This is a genomic window from Nonomuraea sp. NPDC001636 (assembly GCF_040298265.1).
Lineage (GTDB): Bacteria > Actinomycetota > Actinomycetes > Streptosporangiales > Streptosporangiaceae > Nonomuraea.
Map to the genome: position 1 here is coordinate 264477 of NZ_JBEOZT010000001.1, position 21060 is coordinate 285536.

The 21060-nt window shown below is 74.8% G+C and carries 18 protein-coding genes; 9 read left to right on the plus strand and 9 right to left on the minus strand.

Annotated elements, in window-relative coordinates:
- Positions 1-4: 4 nt before the first annotated feature.
- Together ABT158_RS01195 and ABT158_RS01200 are read right to left on the minus strand one after the other, a co-directional pair.
- Positions 5-3118 carry an nSTAND1 domain-containing NTPase gene (locus tag ABT158_RS01195; RefSeq protein WP_352349594.1) on the minus strand — a complete coding sequence of 1038 codons (3114 nt, stop codon included), beginning with the start codon at positions 3116-3118 and terminating at the stop codon, positions 5-7.
- Between the two features lie 115 nt (positions 3119-3233).
- Positions 3234-4016 carry an SAM-dependent methyltransferase gene (locus ABT158_RS01200; protein ID WP_352349596.1) on the minus strand — a complete coding sequence of 261 codons (783 nt, stop codon included), beginning with the start codon at positions 4014-4016 and terminating at the stop codon, positions 3234-3236.
- Between the two features lie 98 nt (positions 4017-4114).
- On the opposite strand from ABT158_RS01200, the gene ABT158_RS01205 reads away from it, so the two are divergent.
- Positions 4115-5140: a hypothetical protein gene (locus tag ABT158_RS01205; RefSeq protein ID WP_352349598.1), complete on the plus strand. Its 1026-nt coding sequence runs from the start codon at positions 4115-4117 to the stop codon at positions 5138-5140.
- 7 nt (positions 5141-5147) lie between these two features.
- Here the strand turns inward: ABT158_RS01205 and ABT158_RS01210 are convergent, their stop codons facing one another.
- Entirely contained in the window at positions 5148-5747 is a 600-nt protein-coding gene (locus ABT158_RS01210; RefSeq protein ID WP_352349600.1) for a TetR/AcrR family transcriptional regulator, read from the minus strand.
- 72 nt (positions 5748-5819) lie between these two features.
- On the opposite strand from ABT158_RS01210, the gene ABT158_RS01215 reads away from it, so the two are divergent.
- Positions 5820-6623 carry a class I SAM-dependent methyltransferase gene (locus ABT158_RS01215; RefSeq protein ID WP_352349602.1) on the plus strand — a complete coding sequence of 268 codons (804 nt, stop codon included), beginning with the start codon at positions 5820-5822 and terminating at the stop codon, positions 6621-6623.
- 8 nt (positions 6624-6631) lie between these two features.
- Here ABT158_RS01215 and ABT158_RS01220 read toward each other — a convergent pair whose 3' ends face one another.
- From ABT158_RS01220 to ABT158_RS01240, 5 genes are all read right to left on the minus strand, one after another.
- Positions 6632-8071 (minus strand): cation:proton antiporter, encoded by a 1440-nt coding sequence (locus ABT158_RS01220; protein WP_352349604.1) that lies wholly within the window; start codon positions 8069-8071, stop codon positions 6632-6634.
- 50 nt (positions 8072-8121) lie between these two features.
- Positions 8122-9330, minus strand: coding sequence for an MFS transporter (locus ABT158_RS01225; protein WP_352349606.1), 1209 nt, complete (start codon positions 9328-9330; stop codon positions 8122-8124).
- A gap of 71 nt (positions 9331-9401) precedes the next feature.
- Positions 9402-10289 carry an ATP phosphoribosyltransferase gene (gene hisG / locus ABT158_RS01230; protein ID WP_352349608.1) on the minus strand — a complete coding sequence of 296 codons (888 nt, stop codon included), beginning with the start codon at positions 10287-10289 and terminating at the stop codon, positions 9402-9404.
- Positions 10290-10331: 42 nt separating this feature from the next.
- The gene (locus ABT158_RS01235) at positions 10332-11036 is read right to left on the minus strand and encodes an SDR family oxidoreductase (RefSeq protein WP_352349610.1); all 705 of its coding nucleotides are present in this window, start codon (positions 11034-11036) and stop codon (positions 10332-10334) included.
- On the minus strand, positions 11023-11742 hold the full coding sequence (locus ABT158_RS01240; protein ID WP_352349612.1) for a phosphoribosylaminoimidazolesuccinocarboxamide synthase: 720 nt from the start codon (positions 11740-11742) through the stop codon (positions 11023-11025). The genes ABT158_RS01235 and ABT158_RS01240 overlap by 14 nt, the downstream gene beginning before the upstream one ends.
- Before the next feature lie 224 nt (positions 11743-11966).
- On the opposite strand from ABT158_RS01240, the gene ABT158_RS01245 reads away from it, so the two are divergent.
- Genes ABT158_RS01245 through ABT158_RS01265 form a run of 5 tightly spaced genes read left to right on the plus strand, consistent with a single transcriptional unit; the run spans position 11967 to position 18444 of the window.
- On the plus strand, positions 11967-13244 hold the full coding sequence (locus tag ABT158_RS01245; protein WP_352349614.1) for an aminotransferase class III-fold pyridoxal phosphate-dependent enzyme: 1278 nt from the start codon (positions 11967-11969) through the stop codon (positions 13242-13244).
- Positions 13237-14292: a Gfo/Idh/MocA family protein gene (locus tag ABT158_RS01250; RefSeq protein ID WP_352349616.1), complete on the plus strand. Its 1056-nt coding sequence runs from the start codon at positions 13237-13239 to the stop codon at positions 14290-14292. The genes ABT158_RS01245 and ABT158_RS01250 overlap by 8 nt, the downstream gene beginning before the upstream one ends.
- A 28-nt stretch (positions 14293-14320) precedes the next feature.
- Positions 14321-16162, plus strand: a complete 1842-nt coding sequence (locus ABT158_RS01255) for an ABC transporter ATP-binding protein (protein ID WP_352349618.1) — start codon at positions 14321-14323, stop codon at positions 16160-16162.
- A 21-nt stretch (positions 16163-16183) separates the two neighbouring features.
- Positions 16184-17962, plus strand: coding sequence for an ABC transporter ATP-binding protein (locus ABT158_RS01260; RefSeq protein WP_352349620.1), 1779 nt, complete (start codon positions 16184-16186; stop codon positions 17960-17962).
- Entirely contained in the window at positions 17959-18444 is a 486-nt protein-coding gene (locus tag ABT158_RS01265; protein ID WP_352349622.1) for an NUDIX domain-containing protein, read from the plus strand. Before ABT158_RS01260 ends, ABT158_RS01265 begins: the two co-directional genes overlap by 4 nt.
- Here ABT158_RS01265 and priA read toward each other — a convergent pair.
- A complete protein-coding gene (gene priA, locus ABT158_RS01270) occupies positions 18441-19178 on the minus strand; it encodes a bifunctional 1-(5-phosphoribosyl)-5-((5-phosphoribosylamino)methylideneamino)imidazole-4-carboxamide isomerase/phosphoribosylanthranilate isomerase PriA (protein ID WP_352349624.1) in 738 nt (245 codons plus the stop codon). The two genes, ABT158_RS01265 and priA, sit on opposite strands and share 4 nt — an antisense overlap.
- A gap of 183 nt (positions 19179-19361) precedes the next feature.
- Here priA and hisG (ABT158_RS01275) point away from each other — a divergent pair, with 183 nt between their 5' ends.
- Positions 19362-20228, plus strand: a complete 867-nt coding sequence (hisG, locus tag ABT158_RS01275) for an ATP phosphoribosyltransferase (RefSeq protein WP_352349626.1) — start codon at positions 19362-19364, stop codon at positions 20226-20228.
- On the plus strand, positions 20225-21031 hold the full coding sequence (locus ABT158_RS01280) for an HAD family hydrolase (protein WP_352349628.1): 807 nt from the start codon (positions 20225-20227) through the stop codon (positions 21029-21031). The genes hisG (ABT158_RS01275) and ABT158_RS01280 overlap by 4 nt, the downstream gene beginning before the upstream one ends.
- The last annotated feature ends 29 nt before the right edge of the window (positions 21032-21060 follow it).

Consider the following 21060-nt stretch of genomic DNA (forward strand, 5'->3'; position numbering starts at 1 on the left):
GTGGTCACGAGCAGGGCGGACGGTAGGGCAGGTCGTCGAAGTAGCGCCGCCACTCGGCCCGGGTGAGCGGCATCCCGGCGGCCTCGCAGACGCGCTCGGCCACCGACTCCGGCCGCAGGTCCCACAGCCGCAGGTCGTGCCCGGCGGCCGAGACGAGGGTGTGGTCGTCGGCGTACAGGACGGTCCCGAGGTCGGGGTGGGACAGCTCGGCGATCGGCCGGCGGGAGCGCAGGTCCCACAGGCGGGTGGTGCGGGAGGCGTCCGTGGTGGCCAGGGCGGCGCCGTCGGGGCTGAACGCGGCGACCAGGACGGTGCCGCCGTGCCCGCGCAGCACCGCCGGACGGGGGGCGCGGCCCGGGTCGGCGATGCTCCAGACGCGGGCGGTCCGGTCGTGGCCGGTGCTGACCAGCACGTCGCCCTTCGGGCCGAAGCGCACACCGGCCACCGCGTCGGCGTGCTCCTCGTGGTGGGCGACCTGGTCGAGGGCGCGGCGGCGCACGTCCCACAGCCGCACGCCGCGGTCGGCGCCGCCGCTGGCCAGCAGGCCGCCGCCGGGGCTGAAGTCGAGCGCGCCGACGTCGCCGAAGCCGTCGCGGGCGGCCAGGCGGCGCGGCGGGCCGGTGACGTCCCAGAGCAGCAGCCGGCCGCCGTGGTCGCCGGTGGCCAGGACGCGTCCGTCGGGGCTGAGCGCGGCGACCGCGAGGCCGCGCACCGGCAGCCGGACGTGCCGGGCCGGGCGGTAGGGGTCGCGGATGTCCCACACGGTCACGGCCACGCCGCGCTCGACGGTGGCCAGGCGGCGGCCGTCGCCGCTCAGCGCCGGAGCAGCGGCTGCTGGAACGTTCCACCTCGACAGCAGCACGCGGTGGCGGGGATCGCGGACGTCCCACAGCGCGCCGCCGCGCGCGCCGGTCGTGGCCATGAGCGTCCGGTCCCGGCTCAGGACCAGCCCGGTCACCGGGTCGGGCACGCGGACCGGATGACGCCACTGGTAGAAGGCGCCGGCCGCCGACCCGGTGGCCAGCGCCTGGCCGTCGGCGGTGAAGGCGAGGCCGAGCACGCGGTCGGGGTGCGGGAACGAGGTGACCTCCGCGCGGGTGGCCACGGTCCACAGCCGGACCGCCCGGTCGTCGCCGGCGGCGGCCAGGACGGTGCCGTCCGGGCTGAACGCCAGGGCGCCGGCGGGATCGCCGTACCGGACGGGCCGGGCGCAGCGGCGGGCGCGCAGGAGGCAGAGCCAGGTGCCGCGGGCGGGCGACGACCAGGCCAGCGCGCCGCCGTCCGGGCTGATCGCGAGCGCGGCGGGGCCGTCCTGGAGGCCGGTCGCGATCGTGTCCGCGGGGGAGGCGGGCCGCGCCGGGTCCCACAGGCGCACGCTGCCGTCGTCGTGGCCGGTGACCACCGTGTCGTCGCCGACGGCGAAGCGGATGACCTGGGCGGAGGCGCGTACCGGGGGCAGGGCGACCGGACGGCCGGCCAGCCGCCAGCGCCGGACGCCGTGCGCGGCGGCGGCCAGCACCGTGCGGCCGTCCGGCGTGAACGCCGCCGTCGCCGCGCCGGGCAGGGCGGCGACGTGCCGGGGACGGGCGGGGTCCACGACGTTCCACACCTCGACCCCTTGCCGGGTGGCCGCGAGCAGGACGCGGTCCCCGCCGGACGGCCGGAAGGCGAGCGCGCCGACCGGCCCGGCGGCGCGCGGCAGGGTGGCCAGCGGGGTGCGGCGGCGCGCGTCGGTGGCGTCCCACAGCTCGACCACGCCGTTGTCGGCGCCGGTCGCGAGCAGGGCGTGGTCCTGGCTGTAGGCGATCGCCCGCAGCCGGTCGCCGGCCGAGCGCAGGCGGGTGGCGTACGGCTCGGCGGTGTCGAGCAGCGTGCCGCGGGTGCCCGGAGTGTCGGCCAGGCCCTGGGCGGCCACCGCCACCTGCATCGCCAGCGCCGGGTCGGTGGCCCGCAGCGCCCGCGCCTGGACGGCGGCCCGCTCGGCGAGCGCGGTGACGCGGGCGGCGCTCGCCCGGCCGCTCTTCTGCCACGCCAGCCCCGCGCCCACCCCGGCGACCACCACCAGCACCACCAGCGCCACGACCAGCCCCCGCACCCTCCGCCCGACCGGGCACACCCTGGCGCCCCCACCGGCGCCGGAGGAACGAGCCCCGCGCCCTCCGCCGGGGGAGGGCGCCGCGGCCTCCGGGTCAGGAATTGACCCGACGGACTCCTCCGGAAGAGGGGCTTCCTCCGGGTCGGAGGCGAGGAGAGCGGGTTCCTCCGGGCCGGAGGAGAGGGGGGCGGGCTTCTCCCGGTCGGGGGAGGGGGGTTCGGGTGCGGGGCCGGGGGTGAGGGGTGGCGCGGTGGCGTGCCGGTAGGCGGCGTGGGTGAGCGTGTCGCCGTCGCGGCGGTGCCAGGTGGCGCGCATCGCGCGGGACAGGCGCGGCAGCGCGTCGGCCGCCGCCGGGGCGTCGTCGCGGACGCCCAGGTCGTGCAGGATCGTCTCGGTCAGGCCCGGCTCCAGGGACAGCCCGGCGACCCGGGCCGGTTCGGTGATCGCGCGGCGCAGCTCGTCGCCGGTCATCGGGCCGAGCGGCAGCGACCGCGTCCGCAGCGCCTCGACCAGCGGCGGAAAGCCCAGGCACCGCTCGTAGCAGCCGGCCCGCATCCCGATCACCACCGGCAGCCCGCCCGCCGCGAGCGCGCACAGCTCCTCGACGTACGCCTTGCGCCCGGACCCCGCCCGAGCCGTGAACAGCTCCTCGAACCGGTCGACCACCAGCAGCGCGCACTCCTCCACCGGCCGCCCCCCGCCCCGGACCGGCGAGCCGGGCGTACGCCACAACACCCCGGCGCGACCCCGCCCCGTCGCCCCCGCCGGCGAACCCGCCAGGACGGCCGGCACCAGCCCGGCGGCCAGCACCGACGTCTTGCCCGACCCCGCCGCCCCGGCCAGGACCACGGGACGGGCGGCGCGCGGCGCCCCGAGCAGCCCCACCAGCTCGGACACGACCCGCTCGCGCCCGAAGAACCACCTGGCGTCCCCGGTCGTGAACGGCCCCGGCGGCCAGGGGCACGGATCCCGCGCGCACCGGTCCCGCTCGCTCCCCAGCCCCGCGCCGAACCCGTCGTCCATCCCGCTCCCGTCACTCAGCGAAGTCGATCGGGGACTCAGGGTACGCGGGCCCGCCAGGCGGCGTACGCCGGTCGGCAAGGCGGCCTCGCCCGGACCGGCGCGAAGCCGGGGACGGTCAGCGCTTGCGGCCGACGCCCGCGCAGTAGACGGCCTCGCGGTCGGCGTACAGCGTCTCGGGGACGGGACGCCAGCGCGGCAGCGGCACCACGCCCGGCTCCAGCAGCTCCAGCCCGTCGAAGAAGCTCGTGACCTCCTCAAGGCTGCGCAGCGTCATGGGCGCGCCGCCGCTCTCGTTCCAGTGGCGGACGCCCTCTTCGAGCTGCCTGCCGACCACGCCGTGCGAGATGGCCAGGTGGCTGCCCGGCGCCATGGGCTCCAGCAGCTCGGCGATGATCGAGCGGGCCTGGCCGGTGTCGGGGAGGAAGTCCACGACGCCGAGCAGGGTCAGCCCGATCGGCCGGTCGAAGTCGAGGTGCTCGGCGGCGGCGGCCAGGATCTTGCCGGGCTCGCGCAGGTCGGCGTCCACGAAGGCGGTCGTCCCCGCGGGCGCGGCCCGCAGCAGCGCCCGCGCGTGGGCCAGGACCATGGGATCGTTGTCGACGTACACGACGTGACTGTCCGGGTCCACCGACTGGGCGACCTGGTGGGTGTTGTCCGCCGTGGGGATGCCGGTGCCGATGTCCAGGAACTGCCGGATGCCCGCCTCCCCGGCCATGTGCCGCACCGCGCGCCCGAGGAACTCCCTGTTCGTACGGGCCAGCACCGGCAGGTCGGGCACGGCGGCGAGGATCTGCTCGCTCACCATCCGGTCGATCTCGTAGTTGTCCTTGCCGCCCAGCCACAGGTCGTAGATACGGGCGGGGCTCGGAACATCGGTGTTCAGCGAACGTTCGCTCATCGCGACGCCTTCCGGACGAAAGGGGCTACGGGGGAGATCGTAGCCCCAAGATCCCCCAACCGGGCCACGTCCGGGCGACCGGGCCTAGGCTTCCGAGGATGATCCACTTACCTCCCGCCCGAGCCAGGGCCGACGTGCACGTCACCTATCACCAGATCGTGGTCGGCGAGCCGGGCCGCGCCCATCCGGGAACCGTCCCCAACGGGCTGACCGCCTCGGCGCCCGGCGCCGCCGTGATCATGACGGGCATCCACACCGGCGTCGTGGACGTGACCGTCCGGCTGGCCGAGACCGCCCCGCCGCTCGACCCCGAGGGCTGGGACGAGAGCGAGGAGGTGGAGCTCGTCACCTTCACCGGCGAGGTGCGCCTGTCCGGCATGATGCACTCCCCGCCGGACGCCCTGCCCCTCCTGACACCCCAGGGGCCGGGCCGTTACGGCATGCGCGTCCAGGCCCGCGGCCGCGACATCGACCCGGCCGCGGTGCCGACGGTGCCGTTCGAGTTCTACCTGGTGACCGTCTGGCCGGTGGAGACCGGGCCGGAGGCGGCGGCGAGGCTCGGCATCGGGGTCGCCGAGGAGCTGGGCCTGCCCGACAAGTCGGCCGAGATCCGGCGATGGGCGCGCGAGCACAACCACCCGTACTCGGAGCGCGGTCGCCTGGCGTCGGGCCGGGACGAGCGGCCCGCGCTGCCGCATCCGGTCCGGGTCACGGTGGGGACCGCCGACCATCGGATCCGGATCGTCAACCCCTTCCAGGACACCGCCGTCCCGCCGCCGCTGCCGGACGGGCTGGTCGCCGCCGCCCCCGACTCGCTGCTCATCCGTACGGCCAAGCGCGCGGGACGCGTCGGCCTGCACGTGAACTGGCAGGACGGCCCGCCGGTGTCGGCCGCCCGCGGCTGGGAGGGGAGCGAGGAGGCCGAGTTCGTCACCACCACCGGCGTGATGCGCGTCGGGGGCGTCGCCGACGAGCCGATCGACCTGACGCCCCAGGGGGCCGGGCGGTACGGCCTGCGCGTCCACGGCCGTGGCCGGGACCGGCGGACGCCGTCGAACCAGCCGTCGGAGGCGTACCTGCTGGTCGTGTGGCCCATCGCGCTGGGGGCGGCCGCGGCCTGTTGAGGGGGGCTCAGAGCAGGCGGCGCTGGATGGCGTCGGCCATGGCCGTGGTGACGATCCACTCGACGACGGCGGCGTCGGGCGGGTCGTCCTCGCGGCCGGCGAACAGCAGGTGGGCGCTGCCGATCAGGGTGAGCGCGAGGGCGTCGACGTCGGCGTCGGCCGCGATGCGGCCCATCTCGCGCTCGGCGGCGAGGTAGGCGGCGATCATGGTCGTGGCCTCGCCGAGGAGCGGGAGGCCGGCCGATCCGGCCTGGCGCAGGCGGGCGCGCAGGCCGTCGCGGGAGATGACGAGGCTGACGACGGCCACGGCGACCGAGCCGAACAGCTCCAGCAGCGCGAGGGTGAGGTTGCCCACGACGGTGCCGGTGCCCGCGCTCGCCCGCAGGGCGGCGGACTGGGCCTCGACGCGGCGGATGCGGTCGGTCACCAGCTCGGCGAGGAAGGCGTCGAAGTCGGCGAAGTGGCGGTGGAGCACGCCCTTGGCGCAGCCCGCCTCGGTGGTGACCGCGCGGCTGGTCAGGGCGTTGGGCCCGTCGCGGAGCAGGATGCGTTCGGCGGCGTCGAAGAGCTGTTCGCGCACGTCGCGGAGGGCTATGCCGGTGGGCACCGGGGCGGTCTCCTTTCCTGGCGAATCCCGTTCAGGGTAGACGAGTGGGCATGTGCCCATTAGAGTGGGCGCATGCCCACTAACCCCTCCGGAAACGAGCCGCACCTGCACCGGCGGATGGCCGAGTCCTTCGGCGCCGACGCCGACCGCTACGACCGCACCCGCCCCCGCTACCCCGACGAGATGGTGACCCGGATCGCCGCCGCGAGCCCCGGCCCCGACGTGCTCGACGTCGGCATCGGCACCGGCATCGCGGCCCGCCAGTTCCAGGCGGCCGGCTGCCGGGTGTCCGGCGTGGACGTGGACCCGCGCATGGCCGACCTGGCCCGGCGCGACGGCATGGAGGTGGACGTGTCCCCCTTCGAGTCCTGGGACCCGGCCGGGCGCACGTTCGACGCGGTCGTCGCTGGCCAGACCTGGCACTGGATCGACCCGGTCGCGGGCGCGGCCAAGGCGGCCCAGGTGCTGCGGCCCGGCGGCAGGCTGGCGCTGTTCTGGAACGTCTTCCAGACGCCGGACGCCCTGGCCGAGCCCTTCGCCGAGGTCTACCGCCGGGTGCTGCCCGACCTGCCGGCGCTCGGCCAGGCCGGCCCGGCCGTGGGCATGTACACGTCGCTGCTCGACAAGATCGCCGACGGCGTCCGGGCGGCGGGCGCGTTCGGCGAGCCCGAGCGGTGGGACTACGTGTGGGAGCGCGACTACACCCGCGACGAGTGGCTGGCGCAGGTGCCCACGCACGGCCCGGTCACCGGGTTGCCGCCGGAGCGGCGCAGCGCGCTGCTGGCGGGCATCGGGGACGCGATCGACGCGGTGGGCGGCGCCTTCACCGTCCACTACGACGTCCTGGTGCTCACCGCCGTCCGGCGGGCCGAGTAGCGTCCGGCTCAGGCCGGTTGCGGCGTGCGCGGCTCGGCCCTGGCCGGGGCGTAGAGGCCGAGGCGGCGCAGGGCCGGCGCGGTCATCATGGTGGTGATCAGGGCCATCAGCACGAGCACCGTGAACGTGCCGGGTGCGATCAGTCCCATGCCGAGCCCGGTGCTGAGCACGACGATCTCGGTGACGCCGCGGGCGTTCATGAGCACGCCGAGCCCGAGCGCGAGGCGCCCCGGCATGCCGCCCGCCCAGGCGATCACCCCCGCCGCGCCCAGCTTGCCGAGGACGGCGGCCACCAGCAGCACCGCCCCGCCCAGCAGCACCACCGGATGACCGAACGCCAGGTGCACGTCGGTGCGCAGCCCGATCGAGGCGAAGAACACCGGCAGCAACATCGCCCGGTTGAGCGAGCCGAGACGTTCGGGCACCGCGCCGAGCACGGGGGCGTCGCGCGGAAAGGCGACCCCGGCCAGCAGGGCGCCGAAGATGGCGTGCACGCCGATGGCGTCGGTCGCCGCCGCCAGGGCGAAGATCAGGCCGAGGACCAGCGCGAGCGCGGCCGGAGCGGGCAGCCGGCGGGCGGCGTGCCGGGCCGCCAGGGCGGCGAGCGCGGGACGTACGACGAGGATCACGGCGAGGACCAGGGCGGCGGCCAGCCCGAGCGAGGTCAGCACGCCCGCCGGGGAGCCGGCGTGCGCGAGGGCGATCACCGCGGCCAGCGCGCACCAGGCGAGCACGTCGGCCAGCCCCGCGCACAGGATCGCCAGCGAGCCCAGCCGGGTGCCGGTCAGCCCGGCCTCCTGGAGGATCCTGGCCAGCACGGGGAACGCGGTGACGCTCAACGCCGTCCCGGTGAACAGGACGAACGCCGTGCCCGACGCCGACGGCCCGGCGAGCGCGCCGGCGAACGGGACCGCCGCGACCGCTCCCAGGGCGAACGGCACGGCCGTCATCGCCAGCGCGGCGACCCCCACCACCACGCGCTGCCGGCCGAGGGCGGCCGGGTCGAACTCCCGGCCCACCGTGAACATGAAGACCGCCAGCCCGGCCTGGGCCAGCAGTTCGAGCTGCGGCGCGACCCAGCCGGGCAGGATCAGCGCGGACACCCCCGGCGCCAGCGAGCCCAGCGCGGACGGCCCGAGCAGCAGCCCGGCCACCATCTGCCCCACCACGGACGGCTGGCCCGCCCGGCGCGCCAGGACGCCGCCCAGCGAGGCCAGCCCGCCGATGACCGCCACGGCGAGGAACAGCCGCAGGAGCGCCTGGGCGGGCGGCACCCCGGCGTGCGCGGCCGGCGCCGCCGGATGCCCCGGCTGCTGCGCGCCCGGCCCGAACACCAGCGACATCGACCCGCCCGCCACGGCGATCAGCAGCAGCGCGACCGCCAGGCCCCGGGCCGGGGCGGGCAGCAGGGCCTGTTCGGTGTCGTCGAGCGGGTCGTGTCCGCGCATGGTCGCACCTTCCTGCGTACTCCGCGATGGGCTCCCGGCCCCTCGCCGGTTCAGTCGGCGGACGGGAGCGGCCGGGCCGCCCGCCGGCCGATCAGCAGCAGGGCGCCGACGGCGGCGACGATGCCGACGGCGATGACGGGGATCAGGGCCCGATAGCCGAGCTCGCCGGCCACCAGGCCGAACAGCGGGGGACCGAGCAGGGAGCCGAGGCTGCCGGCCTGGGCGATGACGCCGTTGCCGACGTCGGCGTGGTCGAGGCGCTCCAGGATGAGGGGGAGCGCGGCGAAGACCAGGGCGCCGAGGAAGCCGTTCTCCATGGAGATGACGCCGGCGCCGGTCAGCGCGCCCCCGGCGGAGCCGCCGGCGTACAGGATCCAGGCGGCCGGCACGACGAGGAAGCCGGACAGGGCCAGCACGCCCACCCGTACGCCCCTGCGCAGCAGCACGCCCACCGCCAGCCCGCCGGCCACGCCGAGCAGCGAGATCACCGAGGTGAGCGCGCCCGCGGCGGCGGCCGAGCGGCCGTACTGCTCGATGAGCAGCGTGGGCAGCAGCACGATCACCGGGATGGTCACCAGCGCGGTCAGGCAGAAGGCCGCGGCCAGCACGCCCGGCCAGGTCAGCGCCCGCGCCCTGGGCACCGGCCCGGCCGCCTGCGCCGCGCCGCCGCGCGGCAGCCGCGCCCAGGTCACCGCGGCGACCAGCAGCGTCAGCCCGGCGATCAGGCCGGTCCAGCCGCGCCACCCCAGCGCGTCGCCGGCCGCGCCGCCGGCCAGCGTGCTGGCCCCCAGCCCGACCGGGACGAACGTCGCCCAGACCGACAGGGCGGTGCCCCGGTCGCGCTCGTGGGCCAGACGCAGGATCAGCGCCGGGCAGGAGATGGTGACCAGGACGTAGCCGACGCCCTCGACGCCGCGGGCCACGAGCAGCCAGCCGAAGTCGTTCGCCGCCATGCTCGCCGCGCCCGCCGCCGCGATCAGGACCAGCCCGGTGACCAGCGACCGCCCGGTGCCGAAGCGGCGGACGAGATAGCCCGCCGGCAGGCCGACCACCGCCCCCACGCCGACCACCGCCGAGATCACCCAGCCCAGCTCCGGCAGCGACAGCCCGAGCTGGGCCGCCATCGCGGGCCCGACCGAGGAGAACTTGCCGAGGCTCATCGCGCCGACGACCCCGCCGACGTAGACGAGCAGGATCGTCAGCCAGGGGGAGCGCCGCGGGGACGCCTCCGTGATCTTTGCCGCCGACCGGGGGTCCATGAGTCTCCTTCGCACTGCGCTCCGCGGGCCAGGGTTCCCACGTCCGATCTTCGCCATGCCGGCGGCGCCGATCAACCCGCTTCCCCCGTGGCGAAGATGCCGATGCCCGACTCGGTGACGTTGACGGCCCCGGCCGACAGCAGCGCGTCGATCGTCTCGGGCACCTCCCGCCTGGGCAGGACGCCCTGGAGCACGACCATGGTCCCGTCCGCGAGGTCGGCGCCCGCGCGCCACGACCGGCCCGGCATCGCGGGCACCACCTCGGCCAGCCGGTCGGCGGGGGCGCGCACGGTCAGCAGCACGTGGGCCGGGCCCACCCAGGCGGCGCGCAGCAGCAGGGCGACGTTCCTGATCACGCCGCGCCTGGCCGGGTCGGCGTAGGCGGCCGGGTTGGCGACGAGCTGCGCGCCGCAGGTCCGGACGGTCTCGATGACGCGCAGGTCGTTCTGGCGCAGCGAGTGGCCGGTCTCCACGACGTCCATCATGGCGTCGGCCAGCTCGGGGATCTTGGCCTCGGTCGCGCCGTAGGAGACGACCACCTCGGCCCGCCGTCCCGCCTCGCGGAAGAAGCGGCGGCCGATGTTCGGGTACTCGGTGGCCACCCTGACCCCGTCGTCGAGGTCGGCGGCGCTGCGGGCGGGGTGGCCGGACGGCACCGCGAGCACCAGCCGCCACGGCCGCTCGGTGTTCCTGGAGTAGTCGAACGACTCCACCACCTCGACCTCGGCCCCGGTCTCCTCCACCCAGTCGGCGCCGGTCAGCCCGAGGTCGAAGGTGCCGTCGCCGACGACCAGGGGGATCTCGCGCGGCTTGTAGAAGGCCACGTGCGACACGCCGGAGTGGTCCACCGTGCCGCGGTAGGAGCGGTCCGAGCGCCGCCGTACGGGCAGGCCCGCGGTCGCGAACAGCTCCAGGGCCCGCCGCTCCAGCGAGCCCTTCGGCAGGGCGAGCGAGATCATGATTCCTCCTGACGGGCGCGGCGGGGACGGCGGGGCGCGGGGTCACACGTGCAGCAGCCGGTCGATGCCGACGACGGGCGGCTCGGGCAGGGAGGACGGCCGCACCTCGATCTCGCCCACCACGAGGTCGTCCGGCCAGGAGTCGACGATGGTGGCCACGCAGCGGGCCACCGACCGGGTGCTCATCTTGTGCGGCGAGCCGTCGCCGTCGAGGTTGGCGATGGCGCCCGGCGAGACCAGGCAGGCGCGCACCCCGTTGCGCCGCTCCTCCAGCAGCAGCGTCTCGACCAGCGCCTTCAGCCCGGCCTTGGTGGCGCTGTAGGCGGCCCCGCCCTCGAAGTACCGCGTCCCGGCGTGGCTGCCCATGGCGACGAACATCCCGCCGGCGGCCCGCAACGCCGGCAGGACGGCTTTGAGCAGGTGGAAGCAGGCGCTCAAATTGATCGCGACCAGCCGCTCCCAGTCCTCGGCGCGCAGGTCGGCGATCGGGTCGAGCACCCGGTCCACCGCGTTGGACACGCAGACGTCGAGCCGGCCGGCCGCGCCGAGCACCTGGGCGGTCGCCTCCGCGATCTGCGCCGGGTCCGCCAGGTCGCACCTGTGCTCGCCGAGCCAGTCCTCGCCCGCGAGCGAGCGGTTCAGGGAGAAGACGCGGTAGCCGCGCTCGCGCAGCTCCTCGGCGATGGCCCGCCCGCTGCCCCGGTTGCTGCCGGTGACCAGCGCGGCCGGGGTCTCATGTGATGACATCGAGGACGCGGCTCCACTGGTTCACGATCTCCTCGCCCGCCACGCCGTCCCGGAACAGGTCCTTGTCCAGCGGGGAGCCGTCCTGGTGGCGCAGGCGCATGCAGTCCTGGGAGATCTCGGAGATGACGGTCAGCCCGCCGTCGGCCGTCCGGCCGAAGATGAGGCAGAAGTCCCACACCTCCAGCGGGCGCAGCCAGGACCGCAGCACGTCGTTGACGGCGAGGGACAGCTCGCGCATCTCCTCCACCGGCAGGCCGAGCGCCCGCAGGTAGTCCTCGCCGATCGGCTGGTCCTCGGGGTCGGTCCGGTAGTCGAACTTCACGACCGGGCGCGGCAGCGGGGCGCCGTCCTCGAACAGGCCGGGGTACTTGCGGGTGGTCGATCCCGTGGCCCGGTTCTTGACAATCACCTCGAACGGCGGCGCCGGGCAGTAGTCGGCCACGTACGAGTCGGCCGAGACCCGTTCCCGGAACGCGCACGGCACGCCGGCGTCGGCCAGCCGGGCCGCCGCCCTTTCGTAGAAATCGAGCCGGAGCGGCCCGGTGCGCTCGACGATTTCATCGCGGTGGTACGTGAAACTGCGCAGGCTGGGGATTATCTGCACCAGGCACCGCCCCTCGGGCAGCAGCCACAGGCGCTTACTGCGCCCGACGATATCCGGCTCGCCCCGGCCGGCCGGAGTTCCCGGATCTGATCCGTTATCCACGTCGCCTCCATCCGCCGACAATGGCCCACACAACTTGATATTGCGGGCACCTCGCTGTCAAGGCGGCGTGACCCTGGAAAAAGGAGCACTTGACGCGGCTCTCGCGGTCTTGATATGTCGTCCGCCCTAGCCCGGAGCACTGGAAGAAAGAGTACTTGACGGGTCCCGGCGGCCGGACGGTACTGTCTTCAGAAATTGAAATTCCGAGCCTAATTAGAATCCCAATGGGGGGAGGATCGTTGTCGGAATATGAGCGCATAGCTCACTCGAAGATCACGCGTAAGTTCAGGTCCGCGGGGCAGCAGCTCTTGTTCTCGCGGGGGCGGCGGGGCGAGGTGTCCGACGCGAACGGCGTACCGTACATCGATTTCGTCATGGGTTATGGCCCAGTGATAATCGGTCACGCGGACGCCCAGTTCAACGAAATTCTCTGTGGTTATCTCGGCAACGGAGTCATGCTGCCGGGCTACACCACGTTCCACCAGGAATACCTCGACCGGCTGCTCGGCGAGCGGCCCGGCGACCGCGGCGCGTTCTTCAAGACCGCCTCCGAGGCGGTCACCGCCGCCTTCCGGCTGGCCGCGATGCGCACCGGCCGGCTCGGCATCATCCGCAGCGGCTACGTCGGCTGGCACGACTCCCAGATCGCCGACTCGCTCAAGTGGCACGAGCCGCTGCACTCCCCGCTGCGGGAGAAGCTGCGCTACACCGACGGCATGCGCGGCGTCGGCGAGTCCGAGCCGGTGGCCAACTGGGTGGACCTGCGCCTGGAATCCCTCGCCGAGCTGCTGGAACGGCACCGCGGCCGGCTGGGCTGCTTCGTCTTCGACGCCTACCTGGCCTCCTTCACCACGGCCGACGTGCTGCGCCAGGCCGTCGCCATGTGCCGCGAGGCCGGCCTGCTCACCGTCTTCGACGAGACCAAGACCGGCGGCCGGATCTCGCCCCTCGGCTACGACCACGACAACACCCTCGGCTCCGACCTGATCGTGATCGGCAAGGCGCTGGCCAACGGCGCCCCGCTGAGCATCCTGGCCGGCGACGCCGACCTGCTCGCGCTGGCCGAGAAGGCCCGGCTGAGCGGCACGTTCTCCAAGGAGATGATCGCCGTCTACGCGGCGCTGGCCACCCGCGACATCCTGGAGAAGCCCGTCGGCGACTCGCCGGACGGCTGGACCGAGCTCGGCCGGATCGGCACGCAGGTGGCCGCCGCCTTCACCGCGGCCGCCGCGGACGCCGGGGTCGAGGCCCTGGTGGGCGCCCGTCCGGTGCTCGGCGGCGGCATGTTCGAGCTCGTCTACCACGACGTGGGGCTGCTGGGCGACAAGGAGCGGCGCGAGGCGCTGCTGGCCGAGCTGGCCGGGGTCGGCATCCTTCTGCTCGAAGGGCACCCGTCCTTCGTGTGCCTGGCCCACCGCGACATCGACTGGGGTGACCTGCGCGACCGGGTGCGGCAGGCGTTCGAGGCGTGGAGCGCGCCCGCGGGGGCCGGCCGTGGCTGACCTCCTGCGCCTCGCCCTGGTCGGCTGCGGCCGCCAGATGCAGCAGAACCTGTTCCCGTTCCTGCAACGCATCCGCGGCCACCAGGTCGTGGCCTGCGTCGACCCCGACCTGTCGCTGGCCGCCGACGTGCAGTCGCTGGCCGGCGGCGCGACCTGCGTCTCCTCGGTGGACGAGCTCGACCTGGAGATGGTGGACGCCGCCGTGCTGGCGGTCCCGCCGGAGCCGTCCTACCTGCTGGTCCGGCAGCTCGCCGAGCGCGGGGTGGACTGCTTCGTCGAGAAGCCGGCCGGGCCGTCCACGCCCGCGCTCCAGGACCTGGAGCACGTGGTGCGGCGCAGCGGGCGGCACGTCCAGGTCGGCTTCAACTTCCGCTACGCCGAGACCCTGCAGCGGCTGCACGAGCTGAGCGAGGAGATCCGGGCCACGCCGTGCTCGGTGACCATCGACTTCTACAGCCGCCACCCGTCCGCGCCGCAGTGGGGGGTGGACACCACCCTGGAGGCGTGGATCCGGCACAACGGGGTGCACGCCCTCGACCTGGCCCGCTGGTTCGTGCCGTCGCCGGTCGTCCAGGTGGACGCGCACGCCATCGCCAGTGACGCCGACCGGTTCCAGATCAACCTGTTCCTGCGGCACCACGACGGCTCGCTGTCCACGCTGCGCATGGGCAACCACGTCAAGCGGTTCATGGTGGGCGTCACCGTCCAGGGCATGGACGGCAGCCGGTACAGCGCGCCGTCGCTGGAACGGGTGACGCTCGAACTGTCCGACGGCGTGCCGTACGGCCAGGAGCTGCACGCCACCCGCAACCTGGACCACGGGTGGGGGCGCAGCGGCTTCGGGCCGGAGCTCCAGGCGTTCGTGGACGCCTGCGCGCAGCGGTCGGCCGAGCCCCAGACGGGCGGCCGTCCTCCGGTCAAGGGCGTGCCGTCGGTCTCCGACGCGCTGGCCGCCTCCGCCCTGTGCGACCGGGTGATGGCCGAGCTCAACACCGCCGCGACGAACGGCCTCGGCCTGCTGACCGGGTCCGTCCGGGCCTCGGCCTAGGCCGGGCCGCCGACGAGGAGGGGGAGGAATGACCGAGCGGGCGCGACCGGCCGCGGGCGGGCGGCCGGTCGCGTCGCGGGATCCGGCCGGGTCACCTGATCCGGCCGGGTCACCTGATCCGGCCGCCGCCCGGGATCCGGCCGCCGCACGGGAGCCGGCCGCGACGCGCGGGGTGGGCCGGTGGATCGCCGGTCACCTGCGCCGGCACAGGCCGTCGCTGCTGCTGTTCACCGTGGCCGCCGCGGCGGCGAGCCTGTGCTCCACGCTCGTCCCCGTGCAGATCGGCGCGGCGTTCGCCGAGGCCACCGGCCCCCGCCACGACCTCGGCGCGGTCGGGGTGGCGGCGCTGGCGGCCGCGCTGCTGGCGGCCGGCCGGTTCGTCGCCGACCTGCTGTCGAACGGCTCGATGGAGGTCGTCGCCCAGCGCGTCAAGCGGGACGTGCGCGACGAGCTGTACCGCAGCCTGCTGACCAAGCGCATGGCCTTCCACGACCAGCAGCGCATCGGCGACATCCTGGCCCGCGCCATCAACGACGCCAGGCTCGTCGACTACATGCTCAGCCCAGGGGCCGCCACCGCCGCCAACGGCGTGCTGGCCCTGCTGGTGCCGATCCTGTTCATCGCCTCGCTGGACCCGCGGCTGCTGCTGGCCCCCGGCGTGCTGGTCCTGGTGTTCGCCTACGCGCTGCGCTACCACCTGCGCCGGCTCTACCCGCTGGTCATGCGCACCCGCGAGACCTTCGCCGACCTCAACGAACGCTTCTCCACCACGCTGTCGGGCATCGCCACGGTCAAGGCCGCCACGCAGGAGGACTTCGAGCGGCACGCCCTGAGATCGGCCGCCGCCGCCTACCGGGACGCCTTCGTCCGGCGCGGCCGGGCGCAGGCGGTCTACCTGCCCGCGCTGAGCTTCGCCCTCGCCATGGTGACCGGCTCCCTGCACTCCCTCTACCTCTACTCGCAGGGCGAGCTGGCGCTGTCCCAGGTGGTGACCTACCTCGGCTGGCTGCTGCTGTTCGCGCAGCCCGTCACCATGTCCGAGCAGGCCGTGCCGGTCATCCAGGAGGGCTTCGCGGCCGCCGCGCGCATGCGGCAGATCATCGACGGCGCCCCCGGCGAGCGCGAGGACACCCGCGGCGGCACGGCCGCCGTCGAGGGCGCGATCACCTTCGACCGGGTGTCGCTGCGCCACGAGGGCCGCGACATCCTGCGCGAGGTCTCCTTCCACCTCCCCGCCGGCCGCACCCTCGCCGTCGTCGGCCCCACCGGCAGCGGCAAGAGCATGCTGATCAAACTGGTCAACCGCATGTACGACGCCACCGAGGGCCGGGTGCTGATCGACGGCCGGGACGTTCGCGAGTGGGAGCCCGGCGCGCTGCGCCGCCAGATCGGCCACGTGGACCAGGAGATCTTCCTGTTCTCCAAGAGCGTGCTGGACAACATCGCCTTCGGCGCCCCGCACGCCGCCGGGTACGAGGACGTCCTGCGCGTCGCCAAGCAGGCGTGCGCGGACGAGTTCGTCCAGGGGATGGCCGACGGCTACGCCACCGTGCTCAACGAGGGCGGCACGACGCTGTCCGGCGGGCAGCGGCAGCGGCTGGCCATCGCCAGGGCCCTGCTGACCGAGCCGCGCATCCTCACCCTCGACGACGCGACCAGCGCCGTGGACGCCCGTACCGAATCGGCCATCACCGAGGCGATCGAACGCGCGACGGCGGGCCGCACGACGGTGCTGGTCTCGCACCGCCCCGGCCAGATCCGCCGCGCCGACCTCATCCTGCTGCTGGACGGCGGCCGGGTCGTCGACCAGGGCTCGCACGACGAACTGATGGCGCGCTGCGCGCTCTACCGGGAGATCTACAGTGGCTGACGCCCAGGATCGGCGGCGCCCGTGAGCGACCTGTTCGCGGGCCTGCACGCCGACGCCTACGACCGCGTGTACGGCAACCGCCGCCTGCTGGCCCGCATCCTGCGGCAGCTGCGCGCCCACCGCGCCGGCATGATCGGCTCGGCCCTGCTCGTCGCGGGCTCGGTGCTGCTGACCGCCTCCGTGCCGATCGTCGTCTCCCGCCTGATCGACCAGGCCGGCGGCGGCAGCGGCCCCGGCCTGCTGCTGTGCCTGTTCGTGGTCGCGGCGGCGGTGCTGGCCTGGGCGATGAACTGGGCCCGCCAGGCGATCACCGCGCGGCTGGTGGGCGGCATGGTCTACCAGCTGCAGTGCGAGGCCGCCGACGCCGCGCTCGCCAAGGACGTCGCCTTCTACGACGAGAACTCGGTCGGCAAGGTGCTCAGCCGGGTCACCGGCGACACCGAGGGCTTCGGCTCGGTGCTCACCCTCACCCTGAACCTGATCAGCCAGCTGTTCCTGGTGGTGCTGCTCGGCGGCGTGGTGTTCTGGATCGACCCCGGCCTCGGCCTGGTCATCCTGGCGGCGCTGCCGTTCCTGCTGGGCACCGCCCTGGCCTTCCGCCGGGTGGCCCGCACGGCGGCGGCCGCCACCCGGCGGGTGATGGCCAAGGTCAACGCCAACGTGCACGAGACCATGCTCGGCATCGCGGTCGCCAAGAGCTTCGGCCGCGAGCGGGCCGTCCACGACGACTTCGACGGCGTCAACCGGCTGTCGTACCGGGTCTACGTCCGGCAGGGCCTCATCTACGCGGTCATCCTGCCGGTCCTGACGCTGCTGGCGGGGCTGGCCACGGCGGTCGTGCTGTACCAGGGCGGGCGCTTCGCGGCGATCGGCAGGCTCTCGGCGGGCGAGTGGTACTTCGCCCTCCAGGCGCTCGGCATGCTCTGGCAGCCGGTCACCCAGGCCGCCTCGTTCTGGAGCCTGTTCCAGCAGGGGCTGGCCGCCGCCGAGCGGGTGTTCGCGCTGATCGACAGCGACCACGCCGTCGTCCAGAGCGGCAACGAGCCGGTGACCGGGCTGACCGGCGCGATCGAGGCGCGCGGCCTGCACTTCCGGTACGGCTCGGGCGCCGCCGTGTTCCGCGACTTCGACGTGCGCCTCGCCGCCCGCGAGACGGTGGCGGTCGTCGGGCACACCGGCGGCGGCAAGTCCACGCTGGCCAAGCTGATCGCCCGCGCCTACGACTTCCAGGGCGGCGAGCTGCTGGTCGACGGCCGCGACATCCGCGCCCTCGACCTGCGGGCCTACCGGCGGCGGGTGGGCGTCGTCCCGCAGCACCCGTTCATCTTCGCCGGCACGCTCGCCGAGAACATCGCCTACGGCCGCCCCGGCGCCGGCCGCGACGACGTCGTGCGGGCCGTCGAGCGGATCGGCCACCGCGTGTGGGACCGCAGCATGCCGATGTCCCTGGACGACCGCCTGGCCGCCGGCGGTCAGGGCGTGTCGGTCGGGCAGCGGCAGCTCATCGCCCTGGCCAGGATGTTCGTCCGCGAGCCGGACATCCTGCTGCTGGACGAGCCGACCGCCAGCGTCGACCCGCTGACCGAGCGCGGCATCCAGGACGCGCTGGCCCGCCTGTGCGCGGGCCGCACGGTCGTGGTGATCGCCCACCGGCTGTCCACCATCCGGCGCGCCGACCGCGTCCTCGTGCTGCACGGCGGCGAGATCGCCGAGCAGGGCCGGTTCGACGAGCTGCTGCGCCGCGACGGCCCGTTCGCCGCGCTCTACGCCACCTACTACGCGCACCAGGAGACCGCATGACCTGCGCCCCCCATCCGGCGGAGTTCGAGCCGATCCAGCGGGAGGCGTCCGCCACGGGCGTGCGCTGCGTGGTCGGCGCCGTGCTGTTCAACCCGCTCGGCGAGGTGTTCCTGCAACGGCGGGCGGCCCACGTGCGGCTCTTCCCCGGCTGCTGGGACATCGTCGGCGGGCACGTCGAGCGCGGCGAGACGTTGTGCGCGGCGCTGGCCAGGGAGATCGAGGAGGAGACCGGCTGGCGGCTGCTGCGGGTGGGCGCCCTGGTGGACGTCTTCGACTGGACCGGCGGCGACGGCGGCCTGCGCCGCGAGATCGACGTGCTGGCCACGGTCGAGGGCGACCTGACCCGGCCCGCGATCGAGCAGGACAAGTTCGACGAGGCCCGCTGGCTGGACGGCGACGCCCTGCGCCGCCTGGCCGCCGAGTCGCCCGGCTCGGGCATGGTCGAGCTGGCCCTGCGCGCGCTGGCCATGCGGCCGGTCTAGGGCTCCGGCTTGCGTACCGCGTCCAGGGCCTGGCGCAGGGTGAACCGGCCGGCGTACAGCGCCTTGCCCACGACCACGCCCTCGACGCCCAGCGAGGTCAGGGAGGAGACGGCGCGCAGGTCGTCCAGGCTGGAGACGCCGCCGGAGGCCACGACGGGCCGCTCGGTGGCGGCGCAGACGTCGCGCAGCAGCTTCAGGTTGGGGCCGCCGAGGGTGCCGTCCCTGGCGATGTCGGTGACGACGTACCGGGCGCAGCCGGCCGCGTCGAGGCGGGCCAGGGTCTCGTACAGCTCGCCGGCGTCGCGGGTCCAGCCGTGGCTGCGCACGGTGGTGCCCCAGACGTCCAGCTCGACGGCCACCCGGTCGCCGTGCCGGGCGATGACCTGCGCCACCCACGCCGGACGCTCCAGCGCGCCGGTGCCCAGCACCACCCGGCCGCAGCCGGTGGCCAGCGCCGCCGCCAGGCTCGCGTCGTCGCGCACGCCGCCGCACAGCTCGACCGGGATGTCCAGGGCGCCGACGACCTCGGCGATCCGCGCCCGGTTCGAGCCGGTGCCGAAGGCGGCGTCCAGGTCCACCAGGTGCACCCAGCCGGCGCCCGCGTCCTGCCAGCCCAGCGCCGCGTCGAGCGGGTCGCCGTACCAGGTCTCGGATCCGGACTCGCCGCGCAGCAGGCGGACGGCCCGTCCGCCGCGCACGTCGACGGCGGGCAGGAGGGTCAGGCATGTGGACACTCGTCGTTTCCTCTCCCGTGAACCCCCCTTTTCCATCATCGCGAACACTGGTCAGGAATCGAAGTCAACCTTCGGCCACCACCATGGTTCACTTGCCGTCGCCCGGCCGGACGGCGACGCTTGCCGGTGCGCGCCGCACGCCGAGTCGCCGGGGGCCGGTCCCCCTGTTCCGAGGAGGACTGCATGGTCTCGCTCGCGCTGCCCAAGGGCACGTTCCTGGAGCGTCCCGTCCTCGACCTGTTCGCCGCGGCCGGGCTGGAGGTGCGCCGGCCGTCCGAGCGCAGCTACCGGGCGAGCATCGCCTACGACGGCGGCGTCGAGGTGGCCTTCCTCAAGCCGCGCGAGATCCCGCTCGCCGTGGAGCGAGGCGTCTTCGACTTCGGCGTGACCGGCACCGACTGGATCGAGGAGACCGGCGCGAAGGTCGAGCTGGTCGAGGCGAGCGGGTGCGTGCCGCCCTGGCGGCTGGTGCTCGCCGTCCCCGCCGGGCATCCCGCAGTGGACGCCGCCGGGCTGCCCGCCGGGGCCCGGGTCGCGACCGGGTTCCCGAAGATCTCCCGGCAGTTCTTCCAGAGCGTGCCGCTGCCGGTACGGATCGTCCCGTCGTCCGGCGCCACGGAGGCCAAGGTCCCCGAGCTGGCCGACGCCGTCGTCGACACCGACGGCCCCGGCTCCGCCCTGGACGAGCACGACCTGCGGGTCGTCGCCACGCTGCGCACCTGCTGCCCCCAGGTCGTCGCGAGCCCCGCCGCCTGGCGGGACGCCCGCAGGCGCGCCACGATCCAGCGGGTCGCGCGGCTGCTGGCCTCGGTCGACGGGGGAGCGGCCCACGTGCTGCTGACCGTGCGCACCACCACGCGCGACCTGCCGCGGGTGGCCGGGTCGATGCCGGTGCGGTCCTGGCGGGCCGGCACCGGGCTGACGGAGAGCCTGGTGGTCGTGCAGGGGCTGGCGGCCCGGCGCGGCCTGGCCGAGACCATCGGCGGCATCCTGGCCGCCGGGGCGCTCGACGTCATCGAGTCGCGCGTCGGGAAGGACGTCACGCCGTGAGCCGCCGGATGATCGTGTGCGACCTCGACGGGACGCTCCTGGACTCCCGCGGCCAGGTCTCCGAGCGCACCAGGACCGCCGTGCGCCGGGCCCGCGCCGCCGGGCACGTGTTCGTCATCGCGACCGCGCGGCCGGTCCGCGACACCCGTCCGGTGGCCGCGGCCCTGGACCACGCGGCCGTCGCCGTCTGCGGGAACGGCTCGATCACCTACGACTTCGGCGGCGAGGAGGTGGTCGACTACCGCCCGCTGGACCGGCAGCCGCTCGCCGCGACGCTGGCGCTGCTGCGCGACCGGTTCCCCGGCGTGCGCCTGGGCGCCGAGTGCCGCCTCGAACTGCTCCTGGAGGACGCCTTCCACCTGCCCGAGCCGCTGGCCCGCGACGCGCGCCGGGTGCCCCGCCTGGAGCACGAGATCGACCGGCACGACGTCGGCAAGCTCATGGTCCAGCTCGAAGGCGCCGCCCGCCAGTACTACGAGACCGTGCGCGGGCTGCTGACCGGCTGCGAGGTGACCATCTCGGCCGACGTGTTCTGCGAGGTCATGCGGTCCGGCGTGACCAAGGCCGCGGCCCTGGAGTCGATGGCGTCCCGGCTCGGCCTGGGCAGCGCCGACGTGATCGCCTTCGGCGACATGCCGAACGACCTCCCCATGCTGACCTGGGCCGGAACCGCGGTGGCGGTGGCCAACGCCCATCCCGCCGTGCTCGGCGCGGTGGGCGAGGTGACCGCCTCCAACGACGACGACGGGGTGGCCGCGTGGCTCGAACGGCACGCCACGGCCGATTTCTCAGAGAAGTATTGACGCTTGTCTGACGACTATTCATGATGGTC

Excerpts from the sequence above, each read along its gene's own strand:
- ABT158_RS01195 (WP_352349594.1), bottom strand. The coding sequence starts at position 3,118 with ATGGACGACGGGTTCGGCGCGGGGCTGGGGAGCGAGCGGGACCGGTGC.
- ABT158_RS01200 (WP_352349596.1), bottom strand. The coding sequence starts at position 4,016 with ATGAGCGAACGTTCGCTGAACACCGATGTTCCGAGCCCCGCCCGTATC.
- ABT158_RS01205 (WP_352349598.1), top strand. The coding sequence starts at position 4,115 with ATGATCCACTTACCTCCCGCCCGAGCCAGGGCCGACGTGCACGTCACC.
- ABT158_RS01215 (WP_352349602.1), top strand. The coding sequence starts at position 5,820 with ATGCCCACTAACCCCTCCGGAAACGAGCCGCACCTGCACCGGCGGATG.
- ABT158_RS01220 (WP_352349604.1), bottom strand. The coding sequence starts at position 8,071 with ATGCGCGGACACGACCCGCTCGACGACACCGAACAGGCCCTGCTGCCC.
- ABT158_RS01225 (WP_352349606.1), bottom strand. The coding sequence starts at position 9,330 with ATGGACCCCCGGTCGGCGGCAAAGATCACGGAGGCGTCCCCGCGGCGC.
- hisG (WP_352349608.1), bottom strand. The coding sequence starts at position 10,289 with ATGATCTCGCTCGCCCTGCCGAAGGGCTCGCTGGAGCGGCGGGCCCTG.
- ABT158_RS01235 (WP_352349610.1), bottom strand. The coding sequence starts at position 11,036 with ATGTCATCACATGAGACCCCGGCCGCGCTGGTCACCGGCAGCAACCGG.
- ABT158_RS01245 (WP_352349614.1), top strand. The coding sequence starts at position 11,967 with ATGGGGGGAGGATCGTTGTCGGAATATGAGCGCATAGCTCACTCGAAG.
- ABT158_RS01255 (WP_352349618.1), top strand. The coding sequence starts at position 14,321 with ATGACCGAGCGGGCGCGACCGGCCGCGGGCGGGCGGCCGGTCGCGTCG.
- ABT158_RS01265 (WP_352349622.1), top strand. The coding sequence starts at position 17,959 with ATGACCTGCGCCCCCCATCCGGCGGAGTTCGAGCCGATCCAGCGGGAG.
- hisG (WP_352349626.1), top strand. The coding sequence starts at position 19,362 with ATGGTCTCGCTCGCGCTGCCCAAGGGCACGTTCCTGGAGCGTCCCGTC.